General features: G+C 52.3%; 15 protein-coding genes and 1 other RNA gene. 12 read left to right on the top strand and 4 right to left on the bottom strand.

The features are described from left to right. Positions 1-65 precede the first annotated feature (65 nt). The gene (locus V3C63_RS08365) at positions 66-1,409 is read right to left on the bottom strand and encodes a glucose-6-phosphate isomerase (protein WP_329887343.1); all 1,344 of its coding nucleotides are present in this window, start codon (positions 1,407-1,409) and stop codon (positions 66-68) included. 186 nt (positions 1,410-1,595) lie between these two features. Between V3C63_RS08365 and V3C63_RS08360 the strand changes: the two genes are divergently transcribed. Both V3C63_RS08360 and V3C63_RS08355 read left to right on the top strand, forming a co-directional pair. Beyond that, a complete protein-coding gene (locus tag V3C63_RS08360) occupies positions 1,596-1,940 on the top strand; it encodes a hypothetical protein (RefSeq protein ID WP_329887342.1) in 345 nt (114 codons plus the stop codon). A 178-nt stretch (positions 1,941-2,118) separates the two neighbouring features. Beyond that, positions 2,119-4,536 (top strand): homocysteine S-methyltransferase family protein, encoded by a 2,418-nt coding sequence (locus V3C63_RS08355; RefSeq protein WP_329887341.1) that lies wholly within the window; start codon positions 2,119-2,121, stop codon positions 4,534-4,536. 84 nt (positions 4,537-4,620) lie between these two features. On the opposite strand, the gene V3C63_RS08350 is transcribed toward V3C63_RS08355, so the two are convergent. Next, entirely contained in the window at positions 4,621-5,100 is a 480-nt protein-coding gene (locus V3C63_RS08350; protein WP_329887340.1) for a deoxycytidylate deaminase, read from the bottom strand. A 128-nt stretch (positions 5,101-5,228) separates the two neighbouring features. Here V3C63_RS08350 and V3C63_RS08345 point away from each other — a divergent pair, with 128 nt between their 5' ends. The 10 genes from V3C63_RS08345 to V3C63_RS08300 all read left to right on the top strand — a co-directional run bounded on the left by V3C63_RS08345 (position 5,229) and on the right by V3C63_RS08300 (position 16,832). Next, positions 5,229-5,735, top strand: a complete 507-nt coding sequence (locus V3C63_RS08345) for a phosphate-starvation-inducible PsiE family protein (RefSeq protein WP_329887339.1) — start codon at positions 5,229-5,231, stop codon at positions 5,733-5,735. 121 nt (positions 5,736-5,856) lie between these two features. Then, the gene (locus V3C63_RS08340) at positions 5,857-7,236 is read left to right on the top strand and encodes a sigma-54 interaction domain-containing protein (RefSeq protein ID WP_329887338.1); all 1,380 of its coding nucleotides are present in this window, start codon (positions 5,857-5,859) and stop codon (positions 7,234-7,236) included. Between the two features lie 211 nt (positions 7,237-7,447). Next, positions 7,448-8,575 (top strand): acyl-CoA dehydrogenase family protein, encoded by a 1,128-nt coding sequence (locus tag V3C63_RS08335; protein ID WP_329887337.1) that lies wholly within the window; start codon positions 7,448-7,450, stop codon positions 8,573-8,575. Between the two features lie 28 nt (positions 8,576-8,603). Further along, entirely contained in the window at positions 8,604-10,172 is a 1,569-nt protein-coding gene (locus V3C63_RS08330; protein ID WP_329887336.1) for a class I adenylate-forming enzyme family protein, read from the top strand. Beyond that, the gene (locus V3C63_RS08325; protein WP_329887335.1) at positions 10,165-11,403 is read left to right on the top strand and encodes a CaiB/BaiF CoA transferase family protein; all 1,239 of its coding nucleotides are present in this window, start codon (positions 10,165-10,167) and stop codon (positions 11,401-11,403) included. The genes V3C63_RS08330 and V3C63_RS08325 overlap by 8 nt, the downstream gene beginning before the upstream one ends. A 3-nt stretch (positions 11,404-11,406) precedes the next feature. Further along, positions 11,407-12,594 carry a YkvI family membrane protein gene (locus tag V3C63_RS08320; RefSeq protein ID WP_329887334.1) on the top strand — a complete coding sequence of 396 codons (1,188 nt, stop codon included), beginning with the start codon at positions 11,407-11,409 and terminating at the stop codon, positions 12,592-12,594. Then, positions 12,594-13,406: an acyl-CoA dehydratase activase gene (locus tag V3C63_RS08315; protein WP_329887333.1), complete on the top strand. Its 813-nt coding sequence runs from the start codon at positions 12,594-12,596 to the stop codon at positions 13,404-13,406. The genes V3C63_RS08320 and V3C63_RS08315 overlap by 1 nt, the downstream gene beginning before the upstream one ends. Further along, positions 13,403-14,641 (top strand): 2-hydroxyacyl-CoA dehydratase subunit D, encoded by a 1,239-nt coding sequence (locus tag V3C63_RS08310; protein WP_329887332.1) that lies wholly within the window; start codon positions 13,403-13,405, stop codon positions 14,639-14,641. Before V3C63_RS08315 ends, V3C63_RS08310 begins: the two co-directional genes overlap by 4 nt. 11 nt (positions 14,642-14,652) lie before the next feature. After that, entirely contained in the window at positions 14,653-15,786 is a 1,134-nt protein-coding gene (locus tag V3C63_RS08305) for a 2-hydroxyacyl-CoA dehydratase subunit D (RefSeq protein WP_329887331.1), read from the top strand. Positions 15,787-15,875: 89 nt separating this feature from the next. Further along, positions 15,876-16,832: an NAD(P)-dependent oxidoreductase gene (locus V3C63_RS08300; protein WP_329887330.1), complete on the top strand. Its 957-nt coding sequence runs from the start codon at positions 15,876-15,878 to the stop codon at positions 16,830-16,832. Positions 16,833-16,970: 138 nt separating this feature from the next. Here V3C63_RS08300 and ssrA read toward each other — a convergent pair. Continuing rightward, positions 16,971-17,361: a transfer-messenger RNA gene (ssrA, locus tag V3C63_RS08295) on the bottom strand. 1 nt (position 17,362) lies between these two features. Further along, on the bottom strand, positions 17,363-17,818 hold the full coding sequence (gene smpB / locus V3C63_RS08290; RefSeq protein WP_329887329.1) for an SsrA-binding protein SmpB: 456 nt from the start codon (positions 17,816-17,818) through the stop codon (positions 17,363-17,365). Positions 17,819-18,269: the final 451 nt, after the last annotated feature.

The raw sequence follows: 18,269 nt of genomic DNA, 5'->3' as shown, positions 1-18,269 counted from the left end.
AATCAAAAAGAGACGGCTGCACCGTCTCTTAGAATTTAGGAAATTTGGATGGATGAGAAGGATGCTTAGAGTACTTCCTTCAGGCGGGCTTCCAGTTCTTTTTTGGCATCCTCGAAGCCGGGCTTGCCCAGTAGGGCAAACATGTTTTTCTTGTAGGATTCGACGCCGGGCTGGTTGAAGGGGTTGACGCCGATCATGTAGCCGGAGATGGCCAAAGCTTTCCAGAAGAAATAAACGATTTCGCCAAAGCTGTAATCGCTGAGTTCATCCACCGAGATGATCAGATTGGGCACGCCGCCGTCCACATGGGCGAGGAGCGTGCCGTTCATGGCCTTTTCGTTCATATACTGCATGGTTTTGCCGGAGGCGAAGTTCAGGCCGTCGCTGTTTTTCGGATCGTCCGGAACGGTGAGATCGACGCCGGTCTTGTCTACCCAGAGAATGGTTTCAAAAAGCATGCGCGGGCCGTCCTGAATGGCCTGGCCGATGGAGTGCAGATCGGTGGAAAAGTTCGCAGAGGTAGAGAAGAGCCCCTTCAGGTCTTTGCCTTCCGATTCGTTCATCAGCTGTTTATACCATTCGCCGAATTGGGTAGTCGAAGGGGCGTAGCCGGAAAGGATTTCCATTTTCTTGCCCTTCATGAGCATAAGAAAGCGCACCGCGGCGTAAAGGGCGACGTCGTTGGTCATCACATCATCGTTTTCGTAGCGGCGGGTCGCGTCGGTGAGACCCCGATAAATCGCGTCGATATCCATGCCGCCGGCCGCCATCGGCAAAAGGCCAACCGCCGTGAAGACGGAGAAACGCCCGCCGGTGGCGTCAGGCACGACAAAAGCTTCGTAACCCTTTTCTTCGGCGAGGGGACGCAGGGCCCCCTTCTGGGCGTCGGTGGTGACATAAATACGGTCTTTCGCGCCGGCCTCACCGTATTTGGCTTCGAGCAATTTCTTAAAGATCCGAAAAGCGACGGCAGGTTCGGTGGTCGTCCCGGATTTGGAGATCACATTGACGGAGAAATCCCGGTCGCCAATGATATCGATGAGGTTTTGCACATAATCGGAGCTGATGTTGTTGCCGGCAAAATAGACCTCAACGCCTTTTTTCTTCGGCAGTTGGTTGTAAAACGGGCCGAAAGCCCACTCAAGACCGGCCCGGGCGCCCAGATAGGAGCCGCCGATGCCGATGGCGACGAGCACCTCGCTTTGGTCTTGAATCTTTTGGGCCGCCGCTTTGATGCGGGCGAATTCTTCTTTGTCATAGGTGTCGCAGAGATCCATCCAGCCGAGCATCTCGCTGCCGGCGCCGGTTTTGTTGGCCAGGGTATGATAGGCTGTTTCGACGAGCGGCTTCGCCATTTCGAGTTCCCAGTCCCGCAGACCGGCGTTTTTCACATTGAGTTTAATGGTCATGATTTACCCCTTTCACGATGGTGTGGTTAGAATTATTTTGTAGTTGAAATCCATTATCATTTTATTGTAAAATCCTTAATACAAAATAAAGACGACCTAAAACTGGATGCTGTGGTCAAATGATTTTGAAGATTGTCATGGGCTGTGGTAGAATGAAATCAATTTTAATTTAGAGGCAAAATAAAGATGAATCAAGTGCCATCCATTCACAGGGTGATTCCCAAAGAAAACTATATTTTAGAAATCCATTTTCAAAATGAAGAAGTGCGGGCCTACGACATGAAGCCGCTGCTCGACACCGATCCGGAAATGGCCGTGCTCAAGGATCCGCTGGTGTTTAAAGATGTGCGGCTCTCGCCCTACGATGGCAAACGCTCCGTTATCTGGCACGGGCTTTTGCGCATCGCTGCCGGAGAGCTTTACGAAGGCAGCTGGATTGTCAAGCTGCCGAGCTCCGAATGGCTGGAGGTTGACCGCGGCGGCGAACTCTGGACACAGATTCTTTCTCAGCCACTGATCCAGCAAGCTTAGCGTTCAAAATGGAATGGGATTGAATGAAGTTGAATGAAAAATCGTCCGATGGGCGATTTTTTGATGCGCGGGATTCATGTGAGTTATTTAACAGACTTGAATTGTAGGTTTTCATTTGGTATACTGGGGCCACTTTTAAAAAGAGACGCAAGAAAGAGCAGAAAGAGATGGAAGACGAATGGATATCAAAGCAATTTTAGGAAACGAGCGCCTTTATCTGGACGGCGGTATGGGCAGCATGATCCAAAAGCGGATCGAAAACCCCGGGCCCGTGCCGGAAGCGCTCAATCTCACCCATCCTGATGTCATTGCCGAGATTCAGGCGGCCTATGTGGCGGCGGGAGCCGATATTCTGGTGGCCAACACCTTTGGCGCCAACGGGCACAAAATGGCGGGGTCGCCCTATTCGGTGGACGAGGTGGTGCGCGCGGCGGTGCGCATTGCCAAAGCCCAGCACCCCCGGTTTGTCGCGATGGATATCGGGCCGACGGGCGCGCTCATTGGGGACTTGGGGGATTTATCCTTTGAAGCGGCCAAGGCGTGCTTTGCCGAAGCGGTGAAGGCCGGAAATGCGGCCGGGGCGAATCTGATTTTTATCGAGACGATGACGGATATTTATGAAGCTCGAGCGGCGGTACTGGCCGCGAAGGAGAACTGTGACCTGCCGATCATCTGCTCAATGACCTACGAAGACAACGGTCGGACCTTGACGGGCTCGGATCCGGAAACGGTGGTGACCATTCTGGAAGGCCTCGGCGTCGATGCCATCGGTATCAACTGCTCCACCGGGCCGGATAAGATGATGCCCATTATCGACAAGCTGCTCAAGGCGGCGTCGGTGCCCATTGTGGTGGAGCCCAACGCGGGGCTGCCCCGGGTGGTGAACGGTGAGACGGTTTATGATATCGACGCGACCGCGTTTGCCGGATTTATGCGCGAGATTGCGGCAAAAGGTGCGGCGGTGCTCGGCGGGTGCTGCGGCACAACCCCGAATTATATCGCCGAGACCATCACTCGGACCCGATCGGTCGCGCTGCCGGCACGAAGCGGTGCGCGCAGGCCCATGCGCATCGCTTCATCCACACGAACGGTGACCTTGGGAACGGATATCCGCGTGATCGGTGAGGCCATCAATCCGACCACGAACCCTGAACTCAAAGCGGATTTGCGCCGGAGCAGGATGGCGGTGGTCAAACGGCTGGCCATGGAGCAAAAACAGCAGGGGGCGGATATTTTGGATGTGAATGTCGGCCTGCCGGAGGTGGATGAGGCGGCTTTGATGGTGCAGGCGGTACGCGCTATCAGCCAGGTGGTGGATCTGCCCCTGCAGATCGACAGCACCAAGCCGGAGGTGATTGAGGCCGTGCTCAAAAATTACAACGGCAAGCCGCTGGTGAACTCGGTGAATGGAGAAGCGGCATCGATGGCAGGGATCTTGCCCATTGTGGCCCATTACGGCGCGGCGGTGCTCGGCCTGACCCTGGATGATGACGGCATCCCGGCGACGGCAGCCGGCCGCGTGGCTGTGGCGGATAAAATCATCGCGGAAGCTGCAAAGCAGGGCATCGGCGTCGAGCATATCGCCATCGACTGTCTGGTGCTCACGGCCTCGGCCCAGCAGGCAGGCGTGCGTGAAACCCTGGATGCGGTGCGGGCGGTCAAGGCCAAATACGATGTGCCGACGGTGCTCGGCGTCAGCAATATTTCCTTCGGGCTGCCCAACCGCCGGCTGATCAACAAATCTTTTTTGACCATGGCGCTGGCGGCAGGCCTCGACACGCCGATCATGAAGGCAGCCGATGCCGAAATGATGAACGCCGTTTCGGCTTACCGCGCCCTTGCCGGTTTGGACGAGGGTTGTCGGGCCTATGTCGCGGCGCATAAGGACGATCAAAATATCGAAATGACCGCGGCGGGTCCCGGCCGAACGGCCGATGCCCAAAACGAAGAAAACGACGGGGCGGTCTCGGCGATCGGGGAGGCGGATGTCATCGGCATGGTGGTTGACGGCCTGAAGGACGAAATCGTGCCGGTCGTGCAGGAGATGCTGACCCGCATGCCGCCGATGGATATCGTCAACAACTACCTGATTCCCGGCCTCGACGAGATCGGGGACCTTTTTGAGACCGGCGAGGTGTTTCTGCCCAATTTAATCTTTGCAGCGGAGACGGTACAAAATGCCTTTGCCGAGATTAAAAAAGCGATTAAAAGCGACGAGCAGATGGTCAAAGGGACTGTGGTGCTCGCGACGGTCAAGGGGGATGTGCACGATATCGGCAAGAATATTCTCAAGGTGATCATGGAGAATTACGGCTATCGCGTGGTAGATCTGGGCAAGGATGTGGATCCGGAGGTGATTGTGAATGCCGCCCGGCGGGAAGAGGCCAGACTCGTGGGCTTAAGCGCGCTGATGACGACCACGGTGAAAAACATGGAAGCCACTATCGAATTGATTAGGGCCGAGCTTCCCGGCGTCAAGGTGATGGTCGGCGGCGCTGTGATGAACGAAACCTATGCGCAGTCGATCCATGCCGATTTTTATGGCAAGGACGCCCGGGCCGGCGTAGCCATCGCCGATCAGGTTTTTGGCGAATAAAGCGTTCAGGACACAAAAAAGAGAGCGGATCCGTTTTTGGATCGGCTCTCTTTTTTCGTGATCGGGAGGATCTTATCAATGGCGTTATAGATGCAGGGTGATGTCGCGGTGGGGTTCGCTATAGCGTTGATAAACCACGCCGGTCATGTCCATCATCCGTTTGGCGGCAATCACGGCGTCGCTCTCCGGATATTTGTCTTCCATATAAACGACTTTTTTAATGCCGCATTGAATGATGGCTTTGGAGCACTCGTTGCAGGGGAAAAGGGTGACATAAAGGGTGGCGCCCTGCAGGGTTTTGGCACCACTGTTTAAAATGGCGTTAAATTCGGCGTGGCATACGTAAAGATACTTGGTATCCAGTGGATCGCCCTCGCGCGCCCAGGGCATTTTGTCGTCGCTGCAGCCGGTGGGCATGCCGTTGTAGCCCATCGATAGAATTTTATTTTCCGGGCTGACGATGCAGGCCCCCACCTGGGTGCCGGGATCCTTGCTGCGCTGCGCCGAAAGCAGGGCAATGCCCATGAAATATTGGTCCCAGCTCAGATAATCGGTTCGTTTCATCAAAGCCTCCTCGCTCATAAATGCTTGATGTCAGTTTATCACATTGAGTGCGGCCTTGACAATTTTTTACTGACGCGAAAGCAGGCCTGTGATAAGATAAAGCCAAAACATCGACAGAGGTGAACAAAATGGAACGATTGAAAAACGGTGCGCTCAAATTTTATGAAGTGGTGCTGGAGATTCTGGAAATGGCTATCGCGCTCTTTTTGGTGGTGCTCATCGCGATGAATTTGTTTGAACTCTTTGCCCATATCGAGTTTAATGCATCGCTGACAGTGGCCTTTAAAACCCTCCAGACTTATCTGGGGCTGTGCATGAATTTAATCATCTGCACGGAATTTATCCGCATGGTCTATACCCACACGATGCAGGCGGTGCTCGAAGCGCTGATCTTTGCCATCGCCCGGGGGCTCATCATCGGCCATCTGAATGGCGAGCAGACCCTGCTTTATATCGTGGCGATTTTGCTGTTGATGGTGATGCGCAAATATTTGCTGCGGGATTCGGACGAAGGGGGAAAATTTTTTGAGCGCGTCAGTCGGTTGATGGAACAAACACAGATGCATGATCAGAAAGAAGACAAAGGGAAGTTGAAATCAGCCACGTCTGGTCATGATAACGAGTCATTTTTGTAAGGACAAAAAGCAAATATCGAAGCGAGATATCAGGAGAAGAAAAATGGTTGGGGATTCTCGGACAACGAAGATAACAGATGCGTGCTTAATCGCTTGTTTGGATGCGATGCAAGAAGGATGGATGGTTTCAAGCGAGCATGGTAAAATTTTGTATTTTAACGAGGCCTATCGCCGTTTGACGAAATTGGGAGATCGTCTTTTTCCGGGGGATAATATCCGTCGCTTTCAAAAAAGCGGATTTATCGAATCAGAACCGACGTGCCTGGAGGCAGTGCGGAAAAGAACGAAGGTGATTCGTCAGCACGCCCAGGACAGCAACGGCGTGTTTATCATCAGTCATTCTGAACCGATTTTTGATACGCATAAATCTATTGCCTATGTAGTGACGGAAGTGCACGACGTCACGGAATTTTTTGAGATCCGCGACGATATCGAAAATATCCGCCGCTCGCTGGAGCGCCTGGCCACCCAAAAGGACGCTCTGGATCACTACGGGCCGGGAATTGTAGCCGTCAGCCTGGAAATGCAGCGGATTTTGGATTTGGCGATCAAAATTGCAAAATTTGATATCTCCGTGGTTTTAACTGGAGAATCCGGAGCGGGAAAAGATGTGGCAGCTCGATTTATTCACGAGCATTCCGCGCGAAAAAACGGCCCTTTTATCGCTGTCAATTGTGCGGCGATTCCCGACACTCTGCTTGAAACCGAGCTTTTCGGCTATGCTGAAGGGACTTTTACAGGGCAGGTCAAAAAAGGCAAACGGGGACTATTTGAGATGGCCCGCGGCGGCACTTTGTTTTTGGACGAGATCGGCGACATGCCGCTTAATTTGCAGGCGAAGCTTTTGCGGGTGCTCGAAACGGGGACCTTCGCGCCGGTCGGCAGTCACGAACTGATAGAAGCAGATGTGCGCATTGTGTCGGCGACAAATCGCAACCTCAAGCGGATGATTCAAAACGAACAATTCCGAGAGGATTTGTTTTTTCGCCTGGCGGTGATTCAATTGGAGGTGCCGCCGCTTCGAAAGCGAAAAGAAGACATCATTCCGCTCGTCATGCTGTTCATCGATCAATTCAATCAAAAGTATCATCTGCACAAAAGCATTACGCCGGTTATGCTTCAAAAGCTGCAAGATCGCGCTTGGCCTGGGAACGTTCGCGAGTTGCGCAACACCATCGAACGCATGATGGTGGTCAGCGGCGATGCCTTTTTGGAATGGCCCTATGGTTTTGAAGCGGAGCCGCCGGAAGCCGCTACGGCGCAAAAATCGCCGTCAGAATACCGAGGGGGGGAGGTATTAGAGCCGCCGCTTGAACCTTTAAAGCAGCACGTGGCCGCTTTGGAGAAGGCCTATATCGAAAAGGCCTATCACAAACTCGGGACCACGCGAAAAGCGGCTCGCGCTCTGGGTATCGACCACTCGACCATCATCCGCAAGATGAAAAAGTATGGCATTGCCGCCACCAAAAACGATGGCAAAAACGCACCGGTCGGTGATTAAATGCCACCACGCGGCGATTTTCCAAAAGCACAAAACGTCATTTTTTAAAGCCGAAACGAATCGGCTTTATTTTTTTGTTTATTTTTTGCTCGCAGTCAAGTCGTTTTTAAGTGCGCGGCGGAAAAAGATCGCAAAGAGGGCGGGGTTTTGGCACGAAGCTTGCGAATGATATCAGACAAATCACAAAAAACATTTTCGGAGAGGAGAAAAGATGATTCCGACACAAGAACAAATGGATGTGGCCAATGCGGTGCGCGATTATTTGGAAACCGAGGTGAAGTCGGTTGCGGCGGATTACGACGCCAGTGGGGAGATCCCAACGCAGCTTTATGATGGCATGGCGGAGATGGGGCTAAACATCATGTGTGTACCCGAGGAGGCCGGCGGCCTCGGCTTGAGCAGTGTGACCCAAACCCTCATTGCCGAGCAGATGGGCCGCTATGAGGTCGGGCTGGGCTCGGCGGTGGGCGCCAACGCCTCGGCGACGCATTTGATCAACAACGCGGCGAGTGCCGAACAAAAAGAAATTTTTTACGGCGGACTGACGGCTGGTGGCTGGGCGGCCTTTGCATTAACCGAGGCGGACTCCGGCTCGGACGCCTCCAGCATTTCGACGACCGTTGAAGCGGATGGTGACGAATTAATCATTAACGGCAGCAAGTGCTTTATCACCAACGGGGGCATCGCGTCGGTTTATGTGGTGATGGCGACGGCGGACAAAAGCCTCGGCGGCAAAGGCATCGGCTGTTATTTGGTCGAGCGGGAACGCGAAGGCATTAAGATCGGCAAAGAAGAGGACAAAATGGGCATTCGCCTGTCGAACACCACCGAGGTGATTTTTGACAATGTGCGCATCCCCAAGGATCATGAGATCGCAGGGCCGGGCAAGGGCTTTAAGATCGCGCTGTCGACCTTGACGGAAAGCCGCGTCAATGTCGGTGCGATGGGCGTGGGGCTGGCGGCGCGAGCTCTGGACGAAGCCGTGGCGTATGCCAAGGTGCGCAAACAATTCGGCAAGCCGATCGGAAAACTTCAGGCCATTGGCTTCATGCTGGCGGATATCGCAACCCAGGTTGAGGCCGGGCGCCAATTGGCACTGCACACGGCTGAATTGATCGATGCCGGAAAGCCGTTTATGGCGGCGGCGTCGATGACCAAATGCTTCGGGTCCGACACGGCAATGCAATGCACCATCGATGCACTGCAGGTGTTGGGCGGTTATGGCTATATGCGGGAATACCCGATGGAGAAGATGGTCCGTGACGCCAAAATTCTCCAGATTTACGAAGGGACCAACCAGATCCAGCGCGTGATCATTGGCAATCAGCTGCTTCGATAGACAATGCCGAAAGAAAAGAGGCAGGGGCATGACTTTATCGGCCAAAACGTTGCAGGCGGGATTGGATGAGCGCGTTCTTAAAAGCGCAGACCAAACCGCATATATAGAAGACGGCCGCAAGATCAGCTGGCGGGCATGCGCCGAATGGGCGGAGGAAATGGCCGGGCGTTTGTACAAAGCGGGGGTTCGCCCCAAGGATCGTGTTGGCATTTGGGGCGTAAACAGCTTGGTGTGGGTCATTTGCTTTTGGAGCGTTCAATGCCTGGGGGCGGTGGCGGTATTGCTCAATCCGGCCTACCGGGCTCAGGAGATGCGGGAAGTTCTTCAATCGACGGATGTCGACTGGCTGGCTGTGGGCGAGCTTAAGCGCGGCTTGAACCCCCAAGTCATCCTTGAGGAAATATTGGAAGATCTCCCTTGTCTTAAAAAGTGGTTTCGCTTCGACGAGATGGCCAGGCGGGATGCCGGGGGCGATATTCTGTCACTTCCGAAGACGGCCGACCCGGAGGACACCGCGGTGATCATTTTCACCTCGGGGACGACCCGAAGCCCGAAGGGCGTCATGCTGGGCGGCGGGCAGATCATGCGGGCGATGCGCGATGTCAGCGCGCACATGGGGTGGCAGGAGACGGACCGCCTGTTGATGCCGCTGCCGATGTTTCACGGCTCAGGGCTTAACTGCGGCGTCGTCTGCGCGCTGCAAAGCGGCATGGCGATGGTCATTCAAAAAAGCTATCACTCCGAAAAAGCCATGGCGGCCATCGAAAAGGATCGCTGCACGGTTTTCAATGCCGTGCCGTCAATGCTCATTCTGATGGCCGGGCATCCGGCCTTGACCGATTATGATCTGTCGTCCCTTCGCAGCGGGATTTTATCCGGTGCGGCCATTTCGCCCAAAACGGCTTTGCGCGTCAAAAGGCAGCTGGGGTTTCGCCGGCTCGTTTTGGCCTACGGCATGACGGAAACCACGACGTTAAACACCATGGCGGCCATCGACGAGCCTGAAGAATGCCTGGCGGCGAGTGTCGGGAGACCGTTGACCGAGATGGCGCTTCGCATTTGGGCTTGCGAGGGCGAGCGCGAGGCGGCTGCCGGCGAGATGGGAGAAATTCAGTTATCGGGCTATTGCGTGATGCAAGGCTATTATGGCCTGCCGGAACTGAGCGAAAAATCCATGACAAGAGACGGCTGGTTTCGCACCGGCGACGCCGGGTTCATGGATATCAGCGGGAATTTGCATTTTAAAACAAGGCTCTCCGAGATGATCGTTCGCGGCGGCGAAAACATTTCTCCGGCAGAAATTGAAGCCGCGATTCAAGAATACGACGAAGCCATTCGCTTTGTGAAGGTGGTGGGGGTGCCGGACGACATCATGCAAGAAGAGATCGCCGCAGTGATCGGGATGAAGGCCGGCCACATCGACCGAGAGGCGTTAACCGCGTTCTTAAAAAAGCGGCTGGCCTATTTTAAAATCCCCAAATATATTTTTGAGACGAAACGCCTGGCGATGACGCAAAGCGGCAAAATTGATTTAAAAGCGGTGCGGGAGGAGGCGTCGCGAAGCGTGAAGCAACAAAAGGAGGAAGAATATGTGTGAGAATCCATATGCATTATTAAACGGCGTGAAAATCATTGAATTGACAACCTATGTGGCGGCGCCATCTGCCGGACGATTGTTGGGGGATTGGGGCGCTGATATTTTAAAAGTGGAAGCGACGCCCCGCGGCGACATCACCCGTTATGTGGTGCCGCTGCCGGGGATGCCGCCCATCGCTTATCAGTTTCACAACGCGAACAAGAAGAGCATCGCCCTGGACCTGAAAACGGCGGAGGGTAAAGCCATCATGGACAAACTCCTTGAGAACGCCAATGTGCTCTTTACCAACACGCGCACCCAATCCCTCAAAAAGCTGGGGATGGACTGGGAAACGGTGCATGAAAAATATCCGGGCTTGATCCATGCACAGATCACCGGCTTTGGCGAAGCGGGGCCGATGGCGAATGATCCGGGATTCGACAACGTTTGTTATTGGGCGCTCGGCGGGCCGATGATCGCCTCGATGGAAAAAGACACGGCGCCGATCATCCCGCCCAGTTCCTTTGGCGACAACAATCTGGCGTGCACGATGGCCGGAGCGATTTGTGCGGCGCTTTACAAACAAAAGTGCACCGGTGAGGGTTCAAAAATTGTGTCCTCGCTCTATGCCCAGGCACTTTACAACATGACCGAGCCGATTTTGTCCGTTCAGGCTTCCGACCAGGATACCTATCCCAAAAGCCGGCGCGAAAACACGCCGTTAAACAACACCTATCTGTGCAAGGACGGCAAGTGGATCATGGTTTGCTGCCATGAGTACGAACGCTACTTCCCGGATTTCATGCACATCATCGGTCGAGAGGAGTTGATCGACGACCCGGAATACAATACCTTTGCCAAGGGCAACGAAAGAAGTCGGGAGATCATCGGCATTTTGGAAGACGGCTTTGCGAAATTCACCCGGGATGCGCTGGATCAGGCGCTGATCGAGCGGGATGTTCCCCACGCGGTTGTGAACAATGTGCCCGATCTTTTGGAAAGTGAACAGGCCTGGGAGAATAAATATCTGCGGCGGTTCAAATTGCACACGGAAAAAGAAATGGTCGAAGTGGAAACGCCGGTGAAGTTCGGCGGGGTGACGGAGCCGCCGAGAGAGGATGCCCCCTATTTGGGCGAACACACGGCCGAGGTGCTGAAACAGCTCGGATACACCGATGAAGAAATTAAAGGCCTGCTGGAAGCCGGCGTGGTGGTTCGCAAGGAAGGACCCTCGGATCTGGGCGGTTGCTAATGGATGAAGGAGAGAAAAATGGATGCGAAGGTCAAGAAAGAAAAAGTGGGTTGGCTGACGATTTTTTCAGTCGTTTCGGTTTGGTTTGGCGCCCACGCCGGCGGCGGTTTTGCCAGCGGCAATCAGGAAATGAATTTCTTTGTGCAATTCGGCTGGCCAGCCGTGTTCACGCCGATTTTGTCGATGGTGGTTTTGGCGTTGGTCTACCGCGTGATCGTCGTGATGTGCAATCAGCACGGGGTGGCGGATTACAGCGCGTGGTCGCGTAAGCTGTATGAACCGCACGATAAAATTTTAAGCCCCGTTTTTGAGGTCTGCAACTTAGGCGCCGGCATGCTGGCAACCAGCGCCTCGGTGGCCGGGGCGGCGGCCATCATTGAAGAAATGCTGCACATGCCCTATATGGCAAGCGTGGTGGTGATGACGGTGTTGGTGGTGGCGCTCTCCATGTTTGGGGCGAAGCTTATTTCTCGCGCTTCCTCTGTTTTGGTGGTTTTGATCATGATCTCTGTTTTGATCATTTCTTTTGTCGGTTTGTCTAAAGGCGGTGCTCATATTTCAGTGGATCTTTATAACCACTATGCACCGAAAGGCATGATCCGCCCCGTTTGGATGGCTTTGACCTATGCCAGCTTTCAGGTATTTTCCTTATTGGGAACCTATGGCGTATGCACGCAGCTTAAGACAGAAAAGGCTTGTAACAAGGCGACGGTTCTTGGCTTTATCATCAATGCGGCCATACTGACGTTATTAACCGTTCTCTGCTTGGCTTATCGGAAGGATGTGACGGGGAATACACTGCCGATTTTAACCATTTGCAAATCGCTTCATAATCCTGTGCTAACAGCGCTTTATACAGTGTCTTTGTTCTGTGCTTTTGTGTCGACGGCCGTATCCGTTGTTTTTGGGACGGTGGTGCGCTTTGAAAAATATCATATCAAGTTTAATTTGAATAAGACTTTATGGGATGCCATCATTGGCGTGATTATTGTGGCGATTTCGATGTTTGCGGCGTCCTTCGGGCTGACGGCCATCGTCGCCGTCGGATACGGCTATCTGGGCATCGTCGGCATTTTCCTGGTGGCGCTGCCGGCGTTAATTGTCGGGACGAAGAAGATCAGAGCCTTTCGGACGTCTGGTCAGCTCATGGCCGAAGAAAAAGCAGACGCGGCATCCGGGGGAGAATCCTGATGTATGTATTGGGCGTTGACATCGGATCGACGTCGTCGAAGGCGGTCCTTTTAAAAGACGGGCAGGAAGTGGCGGCCGATGCGGTCGTTCAATCCGGCACCGGCACCAGCGGCCCCGAGCGGGTGATGGACATGATTTTTAAAAAGTCCGGGCTTAAGCGCTCGGACATCAGACGAATTGTGGCCACCGGCTACGGCCGCTTCACCTTCGACGCGGCGGACCGGCAGGTGAGCGAGATCAGTGCGCACGCCAAAGGGATTCATTACCTTTTTCCGAAAGCGCGAACGATTTTAGATATCGGCGGGCAGGATGTGAAAGCCATTGCGATCGGCGAAAACGGCAGCGTGCAAAATTTTTTTATGAATGATAAATGCGCCGCCGGAACCGGCCGATTCCTCGAGGTGATGGCGGGTATCCTCGAATTGGATGTCAGCGAGATGGCCGAATGGGACATAAAGGCCAAGCATCCTGTTTCTGTCAGCAGCACCTGCACGGTGTTTGCCGAATCCGAGGTGATTTCTCTTTTATCTCAGAAAAAAGCGAAGGAAGATATTATTCGAGGCGTGCACGAATCCGTTGTTGGCCGCTCTATGGGCCTGTTGATGCGCACGCCGATGGAAGCGGATTTTGTGATGACCGGCGGTGTCGCCCGAAATGCTGGGGTTGTCGATGCCTTAAAACGCGAGCTGAATAAAATGGTTTATGTGGCTCAAAATCCGCAGGTTACCGGCGCGCTCGGCGCGGCACTTTTCGCCTGGCAGGATCTTGAAAAGAAAAAGGGAAATCAGAAAACGAAGAAGGAGGGACAATGAGTGAATTAAATGCTGTCATCTATGAAGGAATGACATCAAAAGAAATGTTGGATACTTTGGTTGCCAAAAATATGGAAGACGCCAGACAGGCTAAAGCCAGGGGCGATCTGGTTTGCTGGGCCAGTTCCATCGCGCCCTGTGAGTTCACGGAGACTATGGGCATTTACACGGTCTATCCCGAAAATCATGTGGTGGGGATTGCCGCGCGAAAAGGCGCGCCGGAACTTTTGCAATATGCGGAGTCCAAAGGTTATGCCAACGATATCTGCGGTTATGCCAGAGCCAATTTGGCCTATATGGACGTGCAGCATTGCGTATCGGAAGAAATGCCGCTGCCGGATTTAGTACTTCTTTGCAACAATATTTGTGAAACGCTGATCAAATGGTACGAAAATATTGCTTACACATTGAATATTCCATGCTTGGTCATCGACGTACCCTATAATCACGACAACAAAGTCACACAGGAAAATGTGGATTATGTTAAGTCGCAGTTTCAGACGATTATCATGCAATTGGAAGAAATCACCGGTCGTGCATTTGATTATGATAAATTCGGAGAAGTGATGCAGGTCGCGGCGCAAAACGCCAAAGATTGGTATGAAGCGACGTCTCTTTCTGCCGCGCGTCCGTCGCCGCTTAACGGATTTAATATGTTCAACTACATGGCGCTGATTGTTTGCATGCGGGGCAAACCCGAATGCGGCAGGACCTTCAGAAAGCTCAAATCGGAGCTGAAGGCGATGGCTGAAAAGGGTGAATGCGGCCTCAAAGGCGCCGACGAAAATTATCGCATTATGTGGGACGGTATTGCCTGCTGGCCATATTTGTCCCATACCTATAAAGTATTAAAAAACTATGGCGTGAACATGGTGGGCTCCACCTATCCCTCAGCCTGGGCTTTGCAATATACGCCGGGCAATTTAGACGAATTGGCCCGCGCCTATACGAGCATGGGGAACAATCTCTCGCTGCAAGGCCAGATTGATCTGCGAAAAAATATCATTAAAGAAACCAAATGTGATGGCGTTGTGATGCATATGAACCGCAGCTGCAAAATGTGTGATTTCCTACAATATGAAGTTGGCGAGGCATTGCGGGACGATTTGGATATTCCGATCACAACCTTCGACGGCGATCAGGCGGATCCGCGCAATTATTCCAAAGCGCAATACGAGACGCGAATAGAAGCGCTGGTTGAAATGATGGCGGATAAAAAATCGGAGAATGCGTGAGGAGGGGCACCATGTCAGAAAGAAAAAATTCATTGAATGCGCAGATTGAAGCATTGTGTAAGGCTGGCGCGTCTCCCGGTAAAACCATTCGCGCAACTGTGCAAAAAACAGGCAAGCAGGTTGTGGGTTGGGTCGAGCCCTACGCGCCGGTGGAAATTATCGATGCTGCCGGATGTCTTCCCACGGGTCTTTGGGGCGGAGAAGTCGAACTCAAAAAGGCGCGAACCTATCTGCCGCCCTTTGCCTGTTCCATCATGCAGTCGATCATGGAAATGGAAAATGATGGTACCTATGATCTTTTAGATGCCGTGCTCATTCCGGCCAATTGCGATACGCTTAAATGCTTCGGCCAAAAATGGAAGGGCAAGTGCCCGGCCATTCCCTTCGTGCATCCGCAGCATCGGGATGTTCCGGACGCGGTAACTTTTTTGGCGAATGAGTATCAGATGATCCGCCAGAAATTAGAATCGATTTTAAAAGTTTCTATTACCGAAGTGGCTTTAAGTGAGAGCATTAAAGCCTATAATGCGTGCCGACAAACGGTTCGAACCTTTATGAAGGTGGCCGCCAAACATCTGGACGTGATTACGCCGGCCGTTCGGCACCAAATTATTAAGGCTTATTATTTTATGGAAGTGCGCGAATACACGGCGGCGATTCAGAGGTTGACTCGAGCCTTGCGCAGGGAAACGCCGGATCAATACGCGGGGAAAAAGGTTGTGGTGACGGGATTAACCTTGGAGCCGGAAAGCATTCTCGATATCTTTGAACAGTTTGGACTGGCGATCGCAGCAGATGATCTGGCGCACGAATCCAGGCAGTTTCGAACGGATGTGCCTTATTACGGCGATCCGATTCATTCTTTGGCGAAGCAATGGCAAAATCACAGCGGCTGTTCTTTGGCGATGGATCCCTACAAAGCGCGCATCGAGATGTTGGTCGAGATGGTGCGGGCGGCGGATGCCGACGGGCTTGTCGTCGCCCTGATGAAGTTTTGCGATCCGGAAGAATATGATGTGCCGATCATCATGGACGCTTGCAAAAAGGCGGGCATTCCCATGCTCACCATCGAAATCGATCAACAGGCACGAGCGTACGAACAGATTCGAACGAGGCTTCAAAGTTTTGCGGAGAATCTCAATTAAAAGCACTAAAATCCATTCGGGCACGGCTAATTGTCGTGCCTGTTGTCCTTTGGCGGAAGCCGGAAAATGAAGATTAATGGGGAGGTGCCATGAAGTTATTCGTTTATAATTTTAGAGATGAGGATGAAAAGCCATTTTATGAGCGGATCAGCCGCGAAACAAAGGTGGCCTTCGGCATGACGCACGAAACCCCCAATGCGCAGAATACCTGGTTGGCGAAAGGGTTTGACGCGGTGAATATCATTTATTCGCCGATCAATTGTGCCATCATCGATGGCTGGGCGCGGGCTGGTGTTAAAATGATCATCTCCCGAACCGTCGGCACGGATCATATCGATCTGGATTACGCGCGGGAGAAGGGCATGCGGGTGCACCATATCCAGTATCCGCCGGATGCGGTGGCCGATTATACCGTCATGCTCATGCTGATGGGTCTGCGAAAGGCAAAATATATTTTAAAAGAGGCGGAGCAACAACGCTATATTTTTGCGGGCAAGATGGGAAAAAGTCTTCGGGCGCAAGCCGTGGGCATTATCGGAACCGGAGCCATCGGGCGCAGTGTCATCGAGCGGCTAAAGGGGTTTGGCTGTGAAATCTTGGCCATCAAGAGGGATTCCAACGCCGATCTGGCAAATGAAGTACGCCGGGTGAATTTTGAAACCCTTTTGTGCGAAAGCGATCTGCTGAGCCTGCATCTTGCCGGGGGAATCCAAAACGAACACCTGATTGACGGTCGTGCATTTCATAAAATGAAAGCCGGTGCTGGCATTGTAAACACCGCCCGGGGAAATCTGGTGGATACGCAGGCTTTGATTGCGGCTCTCCAGCAAAAGAAGCTGAGCTTTGCCGCACTGGATGTCATCGAAGATGAAGCGGCACTTTACTACAAAGATCTGTCGGGAACGGTTCTTGATACAGATGCGTACCTGATTTTAAAATCGATGCCCAATGTGATTCTTTCCCCGCACCTGGCTTTTTATACCCAAACGACGATCGAAGCGATGGTTAGACAATCGTTTCAAAAATTGTTGGATGAAGCCGGATGAGGGCTTGGGAGGCTTGCGAGCAGCACGGACTTCACACAACACCACTTGGGCAAAAAAAACGCCGCGGCAAAGCACGGCGCTCGTGATGTTTGGAAAATTTTGAAAGATGTAAATAAATTATAGTATAGAATACAAAATTGGTGGAGGCGGTGGGAGTCGAACCCACGTCCGAAAATACATTCAAAGCGATTTCTCCGAGCGCATCTGCCAGATGATTCTCACCAATGCAGGCTCCTGACAGCTCAACTTGCATCGGCCAGCCCCTGAATTGTCAATGGATCGGGACAGCCTCCAAAGACAGATCCCTGCTTTCATGAACGTCAGCCCGGAACCGGCAGGTGAATCCCGGGGGACGTGCGGCAAGTAGTGCCGCGGGTTTACGAAACGTTACTGCCGGTTAAGCAGCAAACGCCATTTCGTAAGAAGAATTATCTTTTGCGTTTATATTTAGGTGCCTGTTTTTTACAATGACCGGCTCATTGGCTCGCTTACGCTTCTTCAATATCCCCGTCGAAACCTTTACGCCCCCATTAAATGCGGCGAATTGATTTTTGGATGCGCCGATTAGCATCGCGCTCTGCAATGCTGCGGCGCTTGTCATAAAGCTTCTTTCCCTTGGCTAAGGCAAGCTCAAGCTTCACGCGGCCATTTTTAAAATAAAGAGATAAGGGCACCAAGGTGTAACCGTCACGCTGTTTGAGGCCGATGAGCCGGCGAAGTTCGCGCTTATGCAGTAAAAGCTTGCGGACGCGCAGCGGGTCTTTATTATAAATATTACCTTGCTCATAAGGCGCGATGTTCATTTGGTAGATCCAGAGCTCTCCATCGCGAAAATCCGCAAAACTCTCTTTTAAGCTCGCCTTGCCCTGACGCAGAGATTTAACCTCCGTACCTGAGAGCACAAGACCGCATTCAAAAGTATCCTCGATGAAGTAATCGTGTCGCGCTTTCCTATTTTTCGCAATGACTTTAATAGCATCACTCATGGTCGCATTCCTCTTTATTTAGATCGATGCCATTATAGCACACAATAGGGTGAAACCAAAGAACAAAATGCGATAAAACATAAAGAAAGGCCATCACAATTGAGCAACCGAGAAAAAAGTTTTTCGCGAATAAGATTGACAGGGACGACGAATCTTCGTATAATAACATACGTTGTTTGGAGCAAAGGACAGTTAAATTGCAAAAGTTGGAGTGAAAAATGTGACAAATAACCAGCGAGCAAAGATCAAAAAACTTAAAAAAAAGCTTGACAGTCAGAATACCCGTTGCTATAATAAAATAGTTCCGTTGAGAAATGCGAACGACTTCAAGAAGGTCATAGAAAAGAGAATAGTACCATAAAACCTGGAAAAGCAGTCGAAAGACTGAACCTAAAGATTCCGAAGAATGAGATAAACATTCGGACAAACACAGAGAGAACTGTGGATAAAT

Origin of the sequence: Pseudoramibacter faecis (assembly GCF_036289405.1) — a bacterium.
In the GTDB taxonomy this organism is placed as follows: Bacteria; Bacillota; Clostridia; order Eubacteriales; family Eubacteriaceae; genus Pseudoramibacter; species Pseudoramibacter faecis.
This window is presented reverse-complemented; position numbering and strand designations above follow the sequence as displayed.